Annotated in this window: 12 protein-coding genes; 4 read left to right on the top strand and 8 right to left on the bottom strand. The window is 59.3% G+C overall.

Annotated elements, in window-relative coordinates:
• Positions 1-21: 21 nt before the first annotated feature.
• Both BMZ66_RS19225 and BMZ66_RS19220 read left to right on the top strand, forming a co-directional pair.
• Positions 22-1,716 carry an ABC transporter substrate-binding protein gene (locus BMZ66_RS19225; RefSeq protein ID WP_092677355.1) on the top strand — a complete coding sequence of 565 codons (1,695 nt, stop codon included), beginning with the start codon at positions 22-24 and terminating at the stop codon, positions 1,714-1,716.
• Positions 1,717-1,904: 188 nt separating this feature from the next.
• Entirely contained in the window at positions 1,905-2,732 is an 828-nt protein-coding gene (locus BMZ66_RS19220) for an alpha/beta hydrolase (RefSeq protein ID WP_234795165.1), read from the top strand.
• A 184-nt stretch (positions 2,733-2,916) separates the two neighbouring features.
• Here BMZ66_RS19220 and BMZ66_RS19215 read toward each other — a convergent pair whose 3' ends face one another.
• The 4 genes from BMZ66_RS19215 to pyrG all read right to left on the bottom strand — a co-directional run bounded on the left by BMZ66_RS19215 (position 2,917) and on the right by pyrG (position 7,561).
• Positions 2,917-3,462: a DUF6438 domain-containing protein gene (locus BMZ66_RS19215; protein WP_092677351.1), complete on the bottom strand. Its 546-nt coding sequence runs from the start codon at positions 3,460-3,462 to the stop codon at positions 2,917-2,919.
• Positions 3,463-3,590: 128 nt separating this feature from the next.
• The gene (yidC, locus tag BMZ66_RS19210; RefSeq protein ID WP_092677349.1) at positions 3,591-5,390 is read right to left on the bottom strand and encodes a membrane protein insertase YidC; all 1,800 of its coding nucleotides are present in this window, start codon (positions 5,388-5,390) and stop codon (positions 3,591-3,593) included.
• A 150-nt stretch (positions 5,391-5,540) separates the two neighbouring features.
• Positions 5,541-5,819: a GIY-YIG nuclease family protein gene (locus BMZ66_RS19205; RefSeq protein ID WP_092677347.1), complete on the bottom strand. Its 279-nt coding sequence runs from the start codon at positions 5,817-5,819 to the stop codon at positions 5,541-5,543.
• A gap of 98 nt (positions 5,820-5,917) precedes the next feature.
• Positions 5,918-7,561 carry a CTP synthase gene (pyrG, locus tag BMZ66_RS19200; RefSeq protein ID WP_092677345.1) on the bottom strand — a complete coding sequence of 548 codons (1,644 nt, stop codon included), beginning with the start codon at positions 7,559-7,561 and terminating at the stop codon, positions 5,918-5,920.
• 99 nt (positions 7,562-7,660) lie between these two features.
• Between pyrG and BMZ66_RS19195 the strand changes: the two genes are divergently transcribed.
• Positions 7,661-9,085 (top strand): D-alanyl-D-alanine carboxypeptidase/D-alanyl-D-alanine-endopeptidase, encoded by a 1,425-nt coding sequence (locus BMZ66_RS19195; RefSeq protein WP_143080292.1) that lies wholly within the window; start codon positions 7,661-7,663, stop codon positions 9,083-9,085.
• Between the two features lie 229 nt (positions 9,086-9,314).
• Here the strand turns inward: BMZ66_RS19195 and BMZ66_RS19190 are convergent, their stop codons facing one another.
• The 4 genes from BMZ66_RS19190 to serA all read right to left on the bottom strand — a co-directional run bounded on the left by BMZ66_RS19190 (position 9,315) and on the right by serA (position 15,864).
• The gene (locus tag BMZ66_RS19190) at positions 9,315-11,135 is read right to left on the bottom strand and encodes a cytochrome-c peroxidase (protein ID WP_092677341.1); all 1,821 of its coding nucleotides are present in this window, start codon (positions 11,133-11,135) and stop codon (positions 9,315-9,317) included.
• Positions 11,132-11,980 (bottom strand): leucine-rich repeat domain-containing protein, encoded by an 849-nt coding sequence (locus tag BMZ66_RS19185; protein WP_177204816.1) that lies wholly within the window; start codon positions 11,978-11,980, stop codon positions 11,132-11,134. Before BMZ66_RS19185 ends, BMZ66_RS19190 begins: the two co-directional genes overlap by 4 nt.
• 68 nt (positions 11,981-12,048) lie before the next feature.
• Positions 12,049-13,767, bottom strand: a complete 1,719-nt coding sequence (locus BMZ66_RS19180; RefSeq protein ID WP_092677337.1) for an alkaline phosphatase PhoX — start codon at positions 13,765-13,767, stop codon at positions 12,049-12,051.
• Between the two features lie 195 nt (positions 13,768-13,962).
• The gene (gene serA / locus BMZ66_RS19175; RefSeq protein ID WP_092677335.1) at positions 13,963-15,864 is read right to left on the bottom strand and encodes a phosphoglycerate dehydrogenase; all 1,902 of its coding nucleotides are present in this window, start codon (positions 15,862-15,864) and stop codon (positions 13,963-13,965) included.
• A gap of 56 nt (positions 15,865-15,920) precedes the next feature.
• On the opposite strand from serA, the gene BMZ66_RS19170 reads away from it, so the two are divergent.
• The gene (locus tag BMZ66_RS19170) at positions 15,921-16,565 is read left to right on the top strand and encodes a hypothetical protein (protein WP_092677333.1); all 645 of its coding nucleotides are present in this window, start codon (positions 15,921-15,923) and stop codon (positions 16,563-16,565) included.
• Positions 16,566-16,727 lie beyond the last annotated feature (162 nt).

The raw sequence follows: 16,727 nt of genomic DNA, 5'->3' as shown, positions 1-16,727 counted from the left end.
ATACATTCTTTCCCTGTTCGCATGCCCCCTTTTTTGGCACGTTTGGCGGGCCTGCTGCCTAAACCGCTGAGGCCCTTGATGGCCCTGCTGGCACTGGCCGGCTGCCACGATGCAGCGCGCCCGGCCGCCGACGAGCGCCGCGTGTTCCGCTATAACCAGCCCGAAGCCCTCACTTCGCTCGACCCCGCCTTTGCCCGCAACCAAGCCAACTGGTGGGCCTCGGCGCAGCTCTACAATGGCTTGCTGGAGCTGGATTCGACGCTTTTGCCAGGCCCGGCCCTGGCCCGCACGTACACCATTTCGCCCGATGGCCGCCGCTACACCTTTGGGCTGCGGCGCGGCGTGCGGTTTCACGACAGCGATGTTTTCCCCGGCGGCAAAGGCCGGGAGGTGATTGCCGCCGACTTCGTGTACTCTTTCAAACGCCTGCTCGACCCCGGCACGGCCAGCTCCGGGGGCTGGATTTTTCGGGGCAAGGTGATTGAAAAGGCCGACGGCACACCCAGCGACACCAGCTTCGTGGCCGCCAACGACTCCACGCTGCACATTTATTTAAAGGAGCCGTTTATTCCGTTTCTGGGCATCCTGACGATGCCGTATGCCTACGTGGTGCCGCACGAGGCCGTGGAGAAGTACGGCAAGGACTTCCGGGAACACCCCGTGGGCACGGGGCCGTTCCAGTTCAAGCTCTGGGACGAAGGCAACGTGCTGCTCTACCACCGCAACCCTAACTATTGGCGCCGCGATGCGAAGGGGCAGCCGCTGCCGTACCTCGACGCCGTGTCCATAAGCTTTCTGCCCGACCGCAAGACGGAGTTTTTGACCTTCCAGCAAGGCAAGCTGGACTTCCTGTCGGGCATCCGGGCCGGGTCGCGGGACTTGATTATGTATCCTGACGGAAGTATTCGGGAGGATTTCAAAGGCAAGTTTCGCGTTGAAAAGGTGCCTTATCTGAATACCGAATACCTGGGGTTTCAGCTTGATTCGGTGGGACTGAGCGGCGAGCAGGCTGCACAAGGCCGGGCCCTGCGCGACAAGCGCGTGCGTCAGGCCCTGAATTACGCCCTCAATAAACCCGAAATGCTCACCTACATCCTGAACCGGGTGGGGCAGGCCGGTACGTCGGGTTTCGTGCCGGCTGCGCTGCCTTCGTTTTCGCAGGAGAAAGTGCCTGGCTATACTTACCAGCCGCAAAAGGCCCGGCAGCTGCTGCGGGCCGCGGGCTATGGCCCGCAGCGGCCGTTGCGCCTGCGCCTAAGCACGGTGCTGGAGCGCAAGGAAGTCAGTGAGTACCTGCAGAAGCAATGGGCCGATGTGGGCGTGCAGGTGCAGATTGATATCAACCAGTCGGCCGCCCAGCAGGACCTGGTGGATAATGGCAAAGTGGCCTTTTTCTCCAAAAGCTGGCTAGGTGATTACCCCGATGCGGAGAACTACCTAGCGCTGTTCTACAGCCCCAACTTCAGCCCGGCAGGCCCCGATAAAACCCACTTCAAAAGCGCGGCCTACGACAAGCTGTACGACGAAGCCCGCCGCACGCAGGACATTGTCCGTCGCACGGCCCTCTACCAGGCCATGGACCGCATTGTGGTGGAAGAAAGCCCCGTTATCAGCCTGTATTACGACGAAGTAGTGCGCCTGACGCAGAACAACGTGCGCGGCCTCACCCCCAATCCCATGAACCTGCTGCTGCTGGAGCGGGTGTATAAAGAGTAGCGGCCAGTAGCGCGAACTTGTAGTTTACGTTTCATAGTTTGCGTCTCAGCGTCGGTTGCAACTTGTTCGGGTATCGTTCTGGCACGCGAACTACAAGTTTGCGCTACGTGCGCGGCCCAAGGAACTGCTCTGGTTTTGCCTTATGCTCAACTCTTATGCGCCATTTTCGAACTGCCGCTCTCGTGCTTTTGACCGGCTTGTTACCCATCTTGGCCGCGCAGGCGCAGTTGGCGGGGGCGCCGGCTGAAGCGATGCCCTTAGTCATTGGCCAGACTTTTACCCTGCAGTCGAAAGCTCTGGGCGAAACCCGCCGCCTTAACGTGTACCTGCCAGATGCCTACGCCGATTCGGCTACGGTGCGGCTGCCCGTGCTCTACATGCCCGATGGGGGCATAAAAGAGGACTTTCTGCACGTGGCGGGCCTGGTGCAGGTGTTGGTGGGCAACGGCTCCATGCGCCCATTTATACTGGTTGGGATTGAGAACACCCAGCGGCGGCGCGACTTAACCGGGCCGACCACTAACGAAAAAGACAAGAAAATTGCGCCCCGCGTGGGCGGCTCGGCGGCCTACCGGCAATTCATTCGGGAAGAGCTGATGCCTGAGGTGAAGCGCCGCTACCGTACCACGGCCGAATCCGGCATTGTGGGCGAGTCGCTGGCGGGCCTGTTTGTCGTGGAAACGCTGCTGCTGGAACCCGCTTTATTTGATAACTACTTGGCTTTCGACCCAAGCCTGTGGTGGAACAACGGGCAACTCGTAGCCAAAGCCAACGTGCCGCTCAGGACCCAATCGGGGCAACCCAGGCAAGTATATCTGGCCACCAGCAGCCAAGGCGATATTGACGCCACGCGCCAGCTGGCGCAAATTCTGAACAGCAAAACCCCACGCACCACAACCTGCCACTACGAGCCCATGCCACAGGAAACGCACGCTACTATCTACCATCCGGCGGCGCTCAAGGCTTTCCCTATGGTTTTCAAACCAAAGGCCGTGGCTTCGCCAAGTGCCCGCTGAAAGGGACATTGGTCTTGAAGCCGCTTGGCAGCAAGGCAGTGAAATGAGAATTTATCCTTAGGAAAACCGCCTAACCGTCATGCAGAGCGCAGCATCTCGCCTGGAGAAGCAACCCAATCGATTGGATTACTGCTGCACGCGAGATGCTTCGCTGCGCTCTGCATGACGGTTAGGCGGTTAATTCTTATCTATCTACCCCTCCCAACTGGGCGAGTTGGTCGAACTGGGTGCTCAGGTAAGTGAAAAACATCTTCACATTAGTAGGTTCTCCTTCTTCGGCCACTACTCTTTTCAACTGTCCATTGGGCTGGCGAATGGCTACTACGGTGCTGGGCAAGTCGCTGGTATTTTCGGAGTATCGGTCTTTGAACTGGTCAAAATTGGCTTCTTTAGCCCTGCGCAGCACTTCGGCCACGGCGGCGGGTGTCATTTTTAGCTCCTTTTTCCCCATAATGGGCACGTCACCGCGACCTTCGTATTCTACACGGCCATCGGCGTACACCTGCATGGCGTAGGCAGGACATTTGCCGAAGCAGGCAGTGCGTTCGAAAGTGAGCACCGGGCCATTATCCTGTTTTGCTTTCAACTCTTTCAGGCGGGTTTCTTCGGCCACGGCCTTCTTGCTGACTTTTTTGGGTTTTGCTTTCTGCGTGGCCGTGGCCTTTTGGGCACAGGCAGGGAGTGCTAGGCCGAAAGCGAGTAGGAGCAACAGGACAGTGAAATAGCGCATGGCAAGTAAAGAGTGGAGGAAGAACTGACGCAGTAGGACGCTGCAAGAAGGCCAACAAAAAACCGGCAGAACGAAAACCGTGCTAAGGTTTCGTTCTGCCGGCTTGCTCAGCTGGGTTGAGGGAAATACTAGGACTGCTTCTTCTTGGCCTGAGCCTCGCGCTCCTGCGCGGCTTTCATGGCTTCGGCAATGCGGCCTTGAATGCCGCTGGGTTTCTTGTCCTTGTTTTTGATTTTGTTGGCGTCGAGCTGGGCGCGGATTTTGGTGTCGTCGACAAAGGCTTTGGTCAGGGCCTGCTGGCCAAAGGTGATGACGTTCGACACGAAGTAGTACCAGGTGAGGCCCGCCGCAAAGCTGTTCAGCACGAACAGGAAGATGATGGGCATCAGGTAGCTGTAGGTCTTCATGGGGCCCTGCATGGCCGTGTTGGTCTGGTTGCTCTGCCAGGTCATGAGCAGGGTAGAGGCCGTCATGAGCAGGGTGAACATCGACACGTGGTCGCCGTACCATTTCACGTAGAAGGGCAGCTTCACGAACACGTCGTAGCTGCTCAAGTCCTTAGCCCACAGGAAACTTTCCTGCCGCAACTCGATGGCGTTGGGAAAGAACTGGAACATGGCGAACAAAATGGGCAGGGTGAGAATCGTGGGCACGCAGCCGGCCAGGGGTGACACACCGAAGGTCTGGTAGAGCTTCATGGTTTCCTGCTGCACCTTGGTGGCGTCGTCGCCATACTTCTCCTTTAGCGCGTCAATTTCCGGCTTCAGCACCTTCATGCGGGCCTGGCTCTCGTAAGTTTTGTAGGTGAGCGGCCAGGTAACGAGCTTAATCAAGAGCACCAGCAGCGCGATAATTATGCCGTAGGACGTGATGTATTGCTCCAGAAAGTGGAACACGGGCAGCACCACAAACCGGTTTACCCAGCGAAACAAGCCCCAGCCGAGGGTCACGTTGCGGTCAAATTCCGGGGTCACGTCCTTCAACAGGTTCAAGGAGTTGGGGCCAAAGAAGAAGCGGTACTGGCCGCGGCCCTGCACTACCTCATTCACCGGAATGGTGAGCGTGCTGCTCAGGGTTTTGATGGTCGTGGAGTCGGCCAGGTTCACGTTGGAGTTGAACGCGCCACCGGCGAAGGGCTGCTGGTCGGCAATGATGCCGGCCACGAAGAAATTGTGCTTGTGCGCTGCCCATTTCACCGGGCCCATGGCTTTGTATTCCTCGGGGTTATCGCTGGCTTCGGCCAGCTCGAGGCCGCCCGCGGCCAGGTAGTGGTTGATGGTGGTGTGGGTGCGGTTCTGGGCCAGGTCCTGCTCGGTCTGGCGTACCTGGTCGATGAAGGTGAACACCAGCGGCTCCTGAGCTACGGTGCGCTCCAGGCCATTCAGGCGCAGGTTATAGCTCAGTTCGTAGCTGTCTTTGGGCAGGGTGTAGGTCTGCACCACGCTGCCACCGGCCACGGGTGCCGTGAAGGTGATAACCGAGGCGCCATTGGCAGCCTGTGAGGTGGTGGGCTGGAACACCAGGTCCGAAAACTTGATGGTCTTGCCGTCGATGGTGCGGAAGCGAGTGTCCATGCGGGCACTTTTCGCATCGAACAAGTAGAGCGGCTGGCCAAAGAACGTCTTGTACTTCTTCAGGCGCACAGCCGCTACGCGACCACCGCGGGTGGAGAAGGTGATATCGAGGTTTTCGTTGGAAACAGCAACGTCCTGTACCGCTGCGCCACTGATGGCTGCGGTGTCGAGGGCTGCTTCGGGAGCGATTGCGGCCACGACGGCAGGAGTTGCGGCGGGAGCCGTAGCGGCGGCTGTGGGCGGCGGCGTTTTGCCGGGGGCCTTGGCATCTTCTTTTTTCGGGCTGAAAAAGAAGAGGTACACGAGAAGCAAGGCCGAAATCAGGAAAAGGCCGGTTGCTGAATTTCTATCCATTTGTAATTAAGGTTGCGAAGGGGCAAAGGTACGGAGGGAAGGGCCTTGTCATTCATCGTGAGACAGGGCGCTGTCATTGCGAGTGGAGCGGAGCGGAGCGCGGCAATCCGTCCTCCCAAAGCGACTAGCCCATAGATGTGACAACGCCTTTTATTCAGCTAGTTCCTGCCAAGTCGGATTGTTTATATGAACCAAAGCCAGCTTCTTTGCCCGCGAACCCGCTTTGAGTTGTTTTTCGCGGGCAATAGCGGCGTTGACGTCGGGAAAAGTTTCGAAATGCACCAACTTGTGCACATTGTATTTCTTGGTAAAGCCTTGGTGCATGCCGGCTTTGTGTTCGGCTACGCGTCGGGTTAGATTATTCGTGACGCCGATGTAGAGAACGGTGTGGTTAGCGTTGGTGAGCAGATAGACGTAGTAAGCGCGCATTGTGCTTTAAGGGCTTTGTCACAACTCAGAGCTGGTCGCAGCCGGAGGACGGATTGCCGCGTTCCGCTCCACTCGCAATGACAGATGCCTGTGGGGCGTTAGCCCTTGCGGTGCTGAATGGCTGCCCGCACAAACCGCGTGAACAGCGGGTGAGGCTGTTCCACGGTGCTTTTCAGCTCGGGGTGGAACTGGCCGGCTACAAACCACGGGTGGTTGGGCAGCTCGATTACCTCCACTAGGCCGGTGTCGGGGTTGGTGCCGGTCATTTGCATGCCTGCTTCCTCGAATTGGGCCAGAAACTGGTTGTTGAACTCGTAGCGGTGGCGGTGGCGCTCGCTGATGTGGTTGCGGCCGTAGGCTTTGGCGGCTTTGGAGCCGCGGCGCAGGTCGCAGGCGTAGGCGCCGAGGCGCATGGTACCGCCCTTCTGGGTGATGTTTTTCTGCTCCTCCATCATAGCAATGACGGGATTGGGCGTGAGGGCGTCCATCTCGGTGGAGTTGGCGTTGGGCAGGGCCAGTACGTGGCGGGCAAACTCTACCACGGCCACTTGCATGCCCAGGCAGATGCCGAAGAAGGGAATGTTGTTCTCGCGGACGTAACGAACGGCGTTGATTTTACCTTCAAAGCCGCGCTCGCCGAAACCGGGCGCTACCAGCACGCCGTCGCAGCCGTGCAGCAGGCTGGCCACGTTCTCGGCGGTGATGTGCTCGGACTGGATGCTGCGCAACGTGACCTTGCACTCGTTTTGAGCGCCGGCGTGTACGAAGGATTCGTTGATGGATTTGTAGGCGTCGGGCAGCTCCACGTACTTGCCCACGAGGGCAATGGTCACTTCTTCGGTCGGGTTTTTCAGCTTGCCGAGGAAGTCTTTCCAGGCTTCTAGGTCGGGCACAGCAGTGCCGCCGGTGAGTTTCAGGCGTTTAATTACCCGTTCGTCGAGGCCCTCCTTGCGCATGAGCAGCGGCACGGAATAGATGCTGTCGGCATCCAGACTTTCGATAACGGAGTTGATTTTGACGTTGCAGAACAGCGCGATTTTCCGGCGCATCTCGGCCGGAATGGGATGTTCGGAGCGGCATACCAAGATGTCGGGCTGCAGGCCGGCTTCGCGCAGGTCGCGGACGGAGTGCTGAGTGGGCTTGGTTTTGAGCTCGCCTGCGGCCTTCAGGTAAGGCAGCAGCGTGAGGTGAATAACCAGCGAATCGGAATCGGCCAACTCCCAGCGGAGCTGGCGCACGGCCTCCACGAAGGGCAGGCTTTCGATGTCGCCGATGCAGCCGCCAATTTCGGTGATAACTACGTCGAACTGACCATTCTGGCCCAGTAGCAGCATGCGCCGCTTGATTTCGTCGGTGATGTGGGGGACGACCTGCACCGTTTTGCCGAGGAAAGCGCCTTCGCGCTCGCGGCGGATAACGGTGTCGTAGATGCGGCCCGTGGTCACGTTATTGGCCTGTGAGGTGGGCGTGTTCAGGAACCGTTCGTAGTGGCCGAGGTCGAGGTCGGTTTCGGCGCCGTCGTCGGTTACGTAACATTCGCCGTGCTCGTAGGGATTGAGCGTGCCGGGGTCGATGTTAATGTAGGGGTCGAACTTCTGGATGGTGACGCGGAAGCCGCGGGCCTGCAGAAGCTTGGCAAGGGAGGCCGAAATGATGCCCTTGCCAAGGGAGGAGGTGACACCACCGGTAACAAAAATGTACTTGGCGGCGGCTGGCGTGGGGGAGTTGGAGCGTTCTGGCATTTCGGGAGACAAAGGTAAGGTTAGTTTCAGGGCGGGAGGCGCGTTAGTTTTGTAGTGTTGTGGCTTTCCTCGTCGCAAGTGTTGCTAAAGTTGCTTTCCGTGCTGCCTCGTTCCCTTTATTTCCTGTTGCTGCTGACGCTGGGTGCCACCCAGTTGCCGGCTTGTGCCCAATCCACCGACACGCCTTTGGTGGTGGTAATTCCTGCGGCAAAATTGCCCTGGTTGCAAAATATGGTCGACAGCTCCGCGGTGTTGCGCCAGCACCAGGTAGGTATCAGCCTGGCCGATGCGGCCACTGGCGAAACTTTGTTTGGCTACAACGACAGCCGGTATTTCACCCCGGCCAGTACCATGAAGCTGTTCAGCTTTTATGCGGGCCTGAAAATGCTGCCCGACTCGCTGCCCAGCCTGCGCTATTTCTCGCGGGGCGACACGCTGTTTTTCCAAGGCACCGGCGACCCCACCTTCCTGCACGGAGACGTGCCCAGCCGCCGCGCCTACGCTTTCCTGGCCAACCGGCCTGAGAAAATGCTGGCCTACTGCGATATAGCCAGTGTGCCCATTTATGGGCCCAGCTGGAGCTGGGACGACTACACGTATTATTTCCAGCCCGAGCGCACGGCATTCCCTATTTATGGAAACACGGTGCGGTTTTATGCGGCCGCGCCTTTGCGTGCTCCGCAGCGGCCCGGCGGTGCCTCTGTAAAGCGCGCGGTGCTTCTGCCGCAGCGCGTTCGGGTGCTCCCCCGGTCTTTCGCACCCCTCACCGAGCAGGCGCCGGTCAATTTTTTGTCGCCTGACATCGACCCCGACACCCACGTGCGGCGCGACCCGCAAACGAATCGATTCTACACCCTGCCTTCTACCAAGAAATGGATTGATGAGGTACCGTTCCGGACCAGCCGCACGTTGCTACTGCGCATGCTGGGCGACACCTTGCGTCGGCCCATAGTAGGCGTGTTGTGGCGGCCCAAGCCCGGTGATGAAATCCGCACGCTGCGCGGCCTGCGCGTCGATTCCCTGTACCGCCGCATGCTGCGAGTGAGTGACAACTTTCTGGCCGAGCAGCTGCTGCTGATGTGCAGCACTACGCTGGGTCACGATTCGCTGAGCACCAGCCGGGCCATTCGTGTTATGCAGCGCAAATTCCTCAACACCCTGCCCGACAAGCCGGTGTGGGTGGACGGATCCGGCCTCTCGCGTCTCAACCTGACCACGCCCCGCACCTTTACGGCCCTGCTGCTCAAGCTGCACCAGGAGGTAGAAGAACCGCGCCTGCTGAGCGTGCTGGCGGCGGGCGGCGGCCAGGGCACGCTGCGCAAGCGCTACCACGATGCCAATGGCACCTGGTTTTGGGGCAAAACCGGCACGCTGACCAACAACGTGAACATTGCCGGGTACGTGCGCACCAAAACCGGCCGTCTGGTAGCCGTGAGCTTCTTCAACAACGGCTTTCCGGGCGATGATAAGCCGGTGCGCAACGAGATGGAACGGCTGCTGCGCGAGGTGCGGGATAGGCTGTAGGCGTAAGCATACTAGCTCAGTCCACGTGCCTTTGAAGCACGCTTATGCTTTGTTTAAAATCGTCTGTCATGCTGAGCTTGCGAAGCATCTTATCACCGCTGAACGAGTCGTAGTGGTGTGATAAGATGCTTTGCAAGCTCAGCATGACAGACAAAAGGTATTAGTGATGCCCGCGAGATGCTTTGGCTGTGCTCGGCATGACCGTCAAGATGGTTTTTGGTTAAGTTTTTCAATACGGCACTTCCTGCACATCAGTCAGCGATTTGATAAAGGCGATAATGGCTTGCTGCTCGGTTTGGCTGAGGTTCAATTCGTCTTCGGCTAAGGTTTGATTAGGGACTGATAGGCCTATGCCGGCGCCACCGCCTTGGTTGTAGAAGTCGAGCACTTGCTCCAGGGTTTGGTACACGCCATTGTGCATGTAGGGCGCGGTGAGGGCGGCGTTGCGGACGGTAGGCGTTTTGAAGGCGTGCCGCTGGTGGGCAATGCCGTAGAGCAGGAACTTGCCGGGGTCGGCATCCAAGGCGAGGAGCTGGGCGTCGGCCTTGGCCGGCACCCCTAGTACTTCGCTTTCGGTCTTGTCGTAGAGGGGCGGCACGGTGCCGTTGAACAGGGGCATGTAGTGGCAGGTGCCGCACTGGGCTTTGCCCATGAACAAGTTAAAGCCGAGTACCTCTGCATCGTTGAGGATGGTGGTGTCGCCGCGCAGGTACTGGTCGAAGCGGCTGTTGAGGCGAACCAGGGAGCGAACGTAGGCGGCCACCGCCCGCCGAATGTTGCGCTCCGAAACGGGTTGTTTTTCGCTGGCAAAGGCCTGGGCAAACAGCTTGGGGTAGGCGTCTTTCTTGCGTAGCAAAGTGGGTGCTTCGCTCAGGTGGCCGCCCATTTCGGCTTTGTTGGACACCACAGCGTGCACCTGGTCTTCCAGGAAATGCACCCGGCTGTCGTAGAACTGGTCAGGCTGCAGGGCAGCGTTTAGCAGGGTGGGGGTGTTGCGTTCCAAGCCCGCATCGGCTAGTAGGGAGCTGTTTACTTTCAGGCCGTCGGTGTAGGCGCGGTTTGGCGCGTGGCAGCTGGCGCACGAGCGGCCTGCTTTGCCCGAGAGCAAGGGCTCGCTGAACAAGGCTTCGCCGAGTTTGAGTACGGCTGCCGTGGGCCGGGCGGCGTCGGCTGGCGCAAAAAAAGAAGGGTCGAAGGCATCAGCCACGAAGTAGCCGACCGCATCGGCGCGAACTGCGCGTCTGGCCGCAACCCATGGAATGCGCTGGTGCACTTGGGCTTGCCGGAGCGCCGCTAGGGCCGGGTTGAAGTAGCGCACGAAAAAGCGGGCCCGGTCAAAACTGTCAAAGTCCTGATTGGGAGCGGTCACGGCGGCTTCGCAACGGGCCAGCAGCGTGGTGAGCGGGGCGGGCGCGCCGAACATCGCCACCACTTCGCGGCTGGCTTTCAGCGTGGCGGCGGCTTCGGGCAGCGAGGCGTGGGCTGCGGGCGAGTCGAAGCCGGACACGCCTTTGGCCGCCAGGCGGTAGAGGTTGAGGCGCACGGCATCGAAGACTTCCGCGTCGGACAAGGCGAGGTACGGTAGCTGCTGCTCCAGGTGGCGCACTTCGTAGAGCAGATTGTCGATTTCCTGGTAAATCAGGTCGCGGTTGGCGCGGGTGTCGGGATTGGCGTAAACGTATTCTTCAAGCACCTGAAATCCTGCAGGGGTAATGACCTCGCCCGGCTCGCCGGGTTCAGTTTCGGGCAGCGCGGCGCCGTTGAGGCGCGTGGCGGCATGCGGGTAATAGTATTCAATGGCAAACTCCAGGTGTTTGTATTCGCGGCGGCAAGCGGCAAAATGGGCGCGCAGCCTGGTGGTATCAGCCCGCTGGGCCGACTGCTGGAAGTCCGTGAGGGCCGTGTGTAATTGCTGTAAATGCGCGGTGTAATAGCCCTTCACCTGCTCGGCAGGCGGCTTGTGTAGCATTGCAAACGACAGCAGGCCCGCCGATAAAACCAGCAGCAGCGGCCGGCCAATCGTCCAAAGAAGAGGAAAGCGAGTTTTCATTGGAAATAGATGGTGGCACCCGGCAGCGCGGCCATGGCCTGCCGGCGGGCTTCGGGGGTAAAGGCGTTGTTCGTGACGATGACCGTCTTCAGCTTTTTGAGCTTGCTTACCGAGCGGGGCAGGGCCGTGAGCTGGTTGTCGTTGGCAATCAGAATTTCCAGGTTGCGCAGCTGGCCCAGGCTTTTGGGCAGGGCCTTGAGCTGATTGCCGGACACAATCAGCACTTTCAGGGCCTGGCAGCCGCCCAGGCTGGCCGGAAGCTGGTCGAGCTGATTGTTCGACACGTTCAGTTCTTCCAGCTTGCCGAGCGCCCCCAGCTCGTCGGGCAGGCTCTGCAGCTTGTTGTCGTTGAGGTAGGCGTAGCGCAGGGCGTGCAGCTTCCGCAGCGACTCGGGCAGGTAAAGCAGCTGGTTGTTGGAAATATCGACGTATTCGAGTGCCGGCAGCTCGCCCAATTGCTCCGGCAGCGACGTGAAGTTGTTGTAGCTACCCACCAGGAAGCGTAGGCTATCCAGCCCGGCGATGCTGGGCGGGAGTTCGGTGAGGTTGTTCTGGTCGATTTGCAGCTGCTGCAGCCGGTGCAGGTTGCCGAGGGAGGCTGGCAGGGCCAGCAGGCCGTTTTTGTTCAGGAACAGCACCCGCAGGCTATCGAGCTGGGTGAGGGCTTCGGGCAGCTGACGCAGGTGGTTTTCGTGCGCATAGAGGCGGTGCAGCCGGGGCAGCTGCGCTACGCTGGCGGGCAGCAGCTCCAGGCTTTGGCCGCGCACGTTCAACTCCCGGATGCAGGACGGGCGGCTGAGCGCATCGGCCAGCGTGAAGGCCGCTGGCGTTGCGCATTGCGCCAAACAGGTGTTGCCCTGCAAACTTTGCAGGGCAACACTGAAGATTAGCGTAATGAAAAGTCGACCCGACCTCACTGCTTAATGAAGGAACGGGTGGTGGTAGAAGTAGCCGTCTTGATGACCAAGTAGTACTGCTCGTTGCGTAGCTCGCTAACTGGCAGGCGCAGGGTATTCACGCCCTTAGTAAGCTCGAAGGACTGCTCCAGTACGGGCGTGCCCAAACGGTTGAAGACTTGTACCATAGCTTCTTCTTTCTGGGAATGCGTCACTTGCAACGACAGCTCCGGGCCGCTCACGGGGTTGGGGTACACGTCGGCTAGCAGCAGCTCGGCTCCTTTGTTCTTGTCGTTGGATTTGCCGAAAGCCTCCTTGCGGCCAATAACCAGGGCCGAGGACCTATTGAAAACCACCGTCTGACCTGCAGCGTCGGTGGTGGCTTCGGTGTTGCTGGCGCTGGGGTTCTGCATGGAGATGAACATGAACTGCTCATCAGGCGAGAAGGTCATGCCCGTGGGCTCGCAGCCGGCGGGCGTCACCGCAAACAGCTCCACGGCGGGGGCGGCTTGCGTGTGCGAGGGCCGAATCATCCAGACGTGGTTGCGGCCGCCGTCCTGCAGCACGTAGAGGTTGCCTTTGGAGTCGAAGGTCAGGTTGTCGGCGCCCGTGCGCCACAACTCCGACACCACGCCGGAACCGTAGTTGATGGCATAAGCCACGTTGGGATTCGTGGGTGTGTTGCCCGCGAAAATGGCAAAATCACTGATGGTCGTGCCGTCCGTGCCCGAATCGGTGAAGCGGTAAACGGTGCCGGGGCCCTTGGCCGTAAAATAAATCTGGTGGGTCAGCGGGTTGATTTCGATGTCTTCGACGCCGTTGAAGCTCGTGGCGCCCAAGGCCCGCGCCAGAACAGTGGTGTTGCTGCACTCGGCGGGCGTGGTGTTCGGCACGCGCAGCCATACGCCAGAGGTGGCGGCTGCCACGGTGCCGTTCAGCTTTAGTACGTACAGCGCGCCATTGGCCAGCTTGCCGGCTTCGTCGCTCACGTACTTATACACGAAGCTGTTGGAGGAGCCGTCGTCGGCGCCTTCGTACACGGTGCGGTTGTCGGGGGCCACCACGATGTTTTCGTGCTTGATGCGGCCCATGCGCCAGAGCTTGTCGGGCGTGCCGTCGCCGTCCTGGTCGATAACCGAGTGAGTGGCTGGGTCAATTTCCACGTTCCAGCCAAAGTCCAGGTAGCCGTCGCGGTTGCTGTCGGTGGGGGCCGTGGGCGTGTTTTCTTCGCAGGTAACCACCGTACGCCAGGGCGTAACGCCACCCGAGCAGTTGTTGAAGGTGCCCACCACCGAGCGGAAGTCAACGGCGTTTTTGGCCGTCACGTCCCATAGGCGGGTGGCCGTGTTAAAGTCCAGGCTCAGCATGCTCACGCCGGAGGTAGCGGTGGAGGAGCCTTCGTGGTTGATGGACAGGTAGCCTTTGGCATTGTGGTTCTGGCCAAAGGCGCTGTTGCCCTGCCCGGCGGAGTTGCCGCTGTAGGCGGGTACGTAGCCCGTGAAATCGAAGCTCTCTTTCACCACGCCATCGGCGGCCTCCGAATACGGAGCGCCGCCTTGCACCAACAATTGGAAAGTGTGCGTGGCGGGAATGCGCAGCCCCTGCGCCTGAGTAGAGGGGCGCACCGACGTAAACTGGCTGATGTCGGCCGTGGCTTTGTTTGCAGAGTTGCCCTGCGCCAAGACTTGTCCGCCGCCCAGCAGGGCCGCAAACAGGAAAGTAGGTGTGTGTTTCATAGGTGCCTTTTGAGCCTTTGGTTGAGGCGGCAAATACGAAATGCACTATTTCTTCCCGTTTACATATAGATGAACAGTAGATGAACTGAAGAGGACATACGCACACGGCCCTCGGGCTTTCGTCTTCGTGGCCGGCAGTGGTGCGCACTGCGTGCGTTCTAGACAGCCGCTAGTGCTGTGCCCTGCTGCTGGAGATTAGTACAACACCCGGAACTTGATGGTATCCTCTACCCCCCGTAGCGCCTTGATAACTTCCTGGTCGTACTCTCTATTGATGTCCGTTATCACGTAGCCAATCAGCTCGTTGGTTTTTAAGTACTGACCTAGGATGTTGACGTGATGAGCGGCCAGCACGTTGTTGATTTTGGCCAGCACGCCCGGCACGTTGGCGTGGATGTGAATGAGGCGGTGAGCTTGCTGCACCGGCAGCTGAATATTCGGGAAATTGACCGACTGCTGGGTGTTGCCGGCGTTGATGTAGGCCATAATGCGCTCGGGCACAAACTCGGCGATGTTGCGCTGGGCCTCGGCCGTGCTGCCGCCGATGTGCGGCGTAAGCAGCACATTGGGCAGGCCGCGGAGCTCGTTTTCGAAGCTCTCGTTATTGGTTTTGGGCTCGTAGGGGAATACATCGACGGCTGCGCCGCCGAGGTGGCCGGAGCGCAGGGCAGCGGCTAGGGCAGGCACGTCCACAACGTGGCCGCGGGCGTTGTTGAGGAATAGGGCACCGGGCTTCATCAGCGCAAATTCCTGGGCGCCAAAAAAGTTGAGGTTGTCGGCGCGGCCGTCGATGTGTAGGGTCACCACGTCGGCTTTAGTAAGCAGTTCTTCCAGCGTGCGGCACTTCACGGCGTTGCCGAGCTGCAGCTTTTCGGCGATGTCGAAATACACCACCTTCATACCCACGGCTTCGGCTACTACCGACAGCTGCGAGCCGATATTGCCGTAGCCCACAATGCCGAGCGTCTTGCCGCGAATCTCGAACGAGCCGTTGGCTGACTTGTCCCACTCGCCTGCATGCATTTTGGGGTTCTTCTCCGGGATGCGGCGGGCTAATACGATGATTTCGCCCAAGGCCAGCTCCACCACCGAGCGGGTGTTGGAGAAAGGCGCGTTGAACACGGCCACGCCCCGTTTCATAGCGGCCATAACGTCAATTTGGTTGGTGCCAATGCAGAAGGCACCGATGGCAATCAGCCGGTTGGCAGCTTCCAGAACCCGCTCCGTAACCTGCGTTTTGGACCGGATGCCGAGAATGCTCACGCCCTCAATCCGTTGAATGAGTTCGTCCTCGTCGAGGCCGCCAGGCACCGTTTCTACCTGGTACCCTTCTTCGCTGAACAGCTCTTTAGCACGGGCATCGGGGTTTTCGAGAAGCAGGACCTTAATGCGATTTTTGGGGTACGAAAGAGTCATGGGAAGTTTTAATTGGTACAAAAACTCGTCAAAGGTGGGCAGCACTTCGTCGGCCCGGGCCACCACGGTGGGGCGGGCCACGTTTTCGGTGTAGGCGTAGAAGCGGTGGGCCAGCCCGGCCTCGCGGATTTGGTAGTCGGTGTAGCCATCGCCGAGCACGTAGACGGGGCCGTCGAGGTCGAGCAGCACGAGCTGGCGGATTTTGCCGCCGTCGCGGCTGAGCACGTTGGCCGGGTCGCAGCCCGTGATGTTGCCGGCTTCGTCGAAGGTGAAGGTGTTGGCCAGCACGTGGTCGGCCGCGATGCCAAACTCGGCCACCACAGGCTCAATGAACTCGCGGAAGCCGCTGCTCACCACGTAAATCCGGTCGGCAAATTGCCGGAAAAAATCGCCGTTGCGCCGGATGCTCTCGCTCACCTTGGTTTGCAGGCGGGCCACCAGCGGGGCGAGGTGCTTTTCATTGGCGCCCAGCAGCGCCAAGCGGCGCGTCAGCGACTCCTGAAAGCCGATTTCGCCGGCCATGCCTTGGTCGGTGAGGGCTCGGATTTGAGCTACTACGCTGGCTTGGTCGGGGTGGCCTTGCAGGGCGATATCGGCCAATTCATCGAGGCCTTCGACCTGAGTGAACGTGGAGTCGAAGTCGAAGACGAGGTAGGGCAGGGGAGCGGCGGGGGCAGACATATGCGCAAAGATGCGTCGGGCGTTACCTTGGCACGGCATAAAGCTCTCTGCTTTTTATGAGACTATTGCTGCTCTGGGTGCTGGCCCTACTACTGAGAGCTCCCGCCTTGGAGCCAGCGCCGGTGCGTGTCACATTCACTACGCTCACCAGGAAGACTTACTTAGCAGCAAGAAAAACGAGCGTTTTAAGCAATCCGGCAGTGACTTTTCCGTTGAATAAGACGCGGGGTCGCATCGTTATTCCCACTGATAAGGAGGCGAAGATTTTTCAGGATAAGGGAGTGGGTACCGATAGTGACGACCAGGCACAGTTTGAGTACAAAGGGTATCTGCCGCAATCCAAAAGCCATATGCTGGTGGGCCATTACTGGGAGCGAACTCAAGTATTGCTAGTGCCAAGTAGTGGCGAAAAGCAGTTAGCCCTGTACGGGGCACCGGTCTTCTCCCCCGACATGCAAAGCTTCGTGTCGATAGCAGCAGGCATTGAGTACGGCGTTTATCCCAATGAAATACGGCTATTTCGTTTAAAAAAGGGTCATTGGCAGCAAGTGTGGCTGCTGGAGCCATCCGTTGACCCAGCAACCTGGGAACCAGATGAGGTGCGCTGGATTTCTCCCAATACCCTGATTTTGAAAAAGCGCATGTGGACCGGCAAAAACCCCGGCACCACTTACACCTACGCTAGGTTGCAGGTACACTAAAGCTGCTCCTGGAACCACGGGAACAGGCTTTTCGTATTTTCAACGCATACCATGCAAGCCAATCGGCTGGTTTATCACAACCACCGGTTGCTCCAAAGCCCTGGCCTTTGCGCTGGGGCTTTTTGGTTATGCCCTGGCTGCTGAGGGGGCAGGGAATTAGGC

The organism is Hymenobacter arizonensis (genome assembly GCF_900115775.1).
Taxonomy (GTDB): domain Bacteria; phylum Bacteroidota; class Bacteroidia; order Cytophagales; family Hymenobacteraceae; genus Hymenobacter; species Hymenobacter arizonensis.
This window is presented reverse-complemented; position numbering and strand designations above follow the sequence as displayed.

Coding starts and splice junctions, on each gene's coding strand:
- BMZ66_RS19225 (WP_092677355.1), top strand. CDS start 22: ATGCCCCCTTTTTTGGCACGTTTGGCGGGCCTGCTGCCTAAACCGCTG.
- BMZ66_RS19215 (WP_092677351.1), bottom strand. CDS start 3,462: ATGCGCTATTTCACTGTCCTGTTGCTCCTACTCGCTTTCGGCCTAGCA.
- yidC (WP_092677349.1), bottom strand. CDS start 5,390: ATGGATAGAAATTCAGCAACCGGCCTTTTCCTGATTTCGGCCTTGCTT.
- BMZ66_RS19205 (WP_092677347.1), bottom strand. CDS start 5,819: ATGCGCGCTTACTACGTCTATCTGCTCACCAACGCTAACCACACCGTT.
- pyrG (WP_092677345.1), bottom strand. CDS start 7,561: ATGCCAGAACGCTCCAACTCCCCCACGCCAGCCGCCGCCAAGTACATT.
- BMZ66_RS19190 (WP_092677341.1), bottom strand. CDS start 11,135: ATGAAAACTCGCTTTCCTCTTCTTTGGACGATTGGCCGGCCGCTGCTG.
- BMZ66_RS19180 (WP_092677337.1), bottom strand. CDS start 13,767: ATGAAACACACACCTACTTTCCTGTTTGCGGCCCTGCTGGGCGGCGGA.
- serA (WP_092677335.1), bottom strand. CDS start 15,864: ATGTCTGCCCCCGCCGCTCCCCTGCCCTACCTCGTCTTCGACTTCGAC.
- BMZ66_RS19170 (WP_092677333.1), top strand. CDS start 15,921: ATGAGACTATTGCTGCTCTGGGTGCTGGCCCTACTACTGAGAGCTCCC.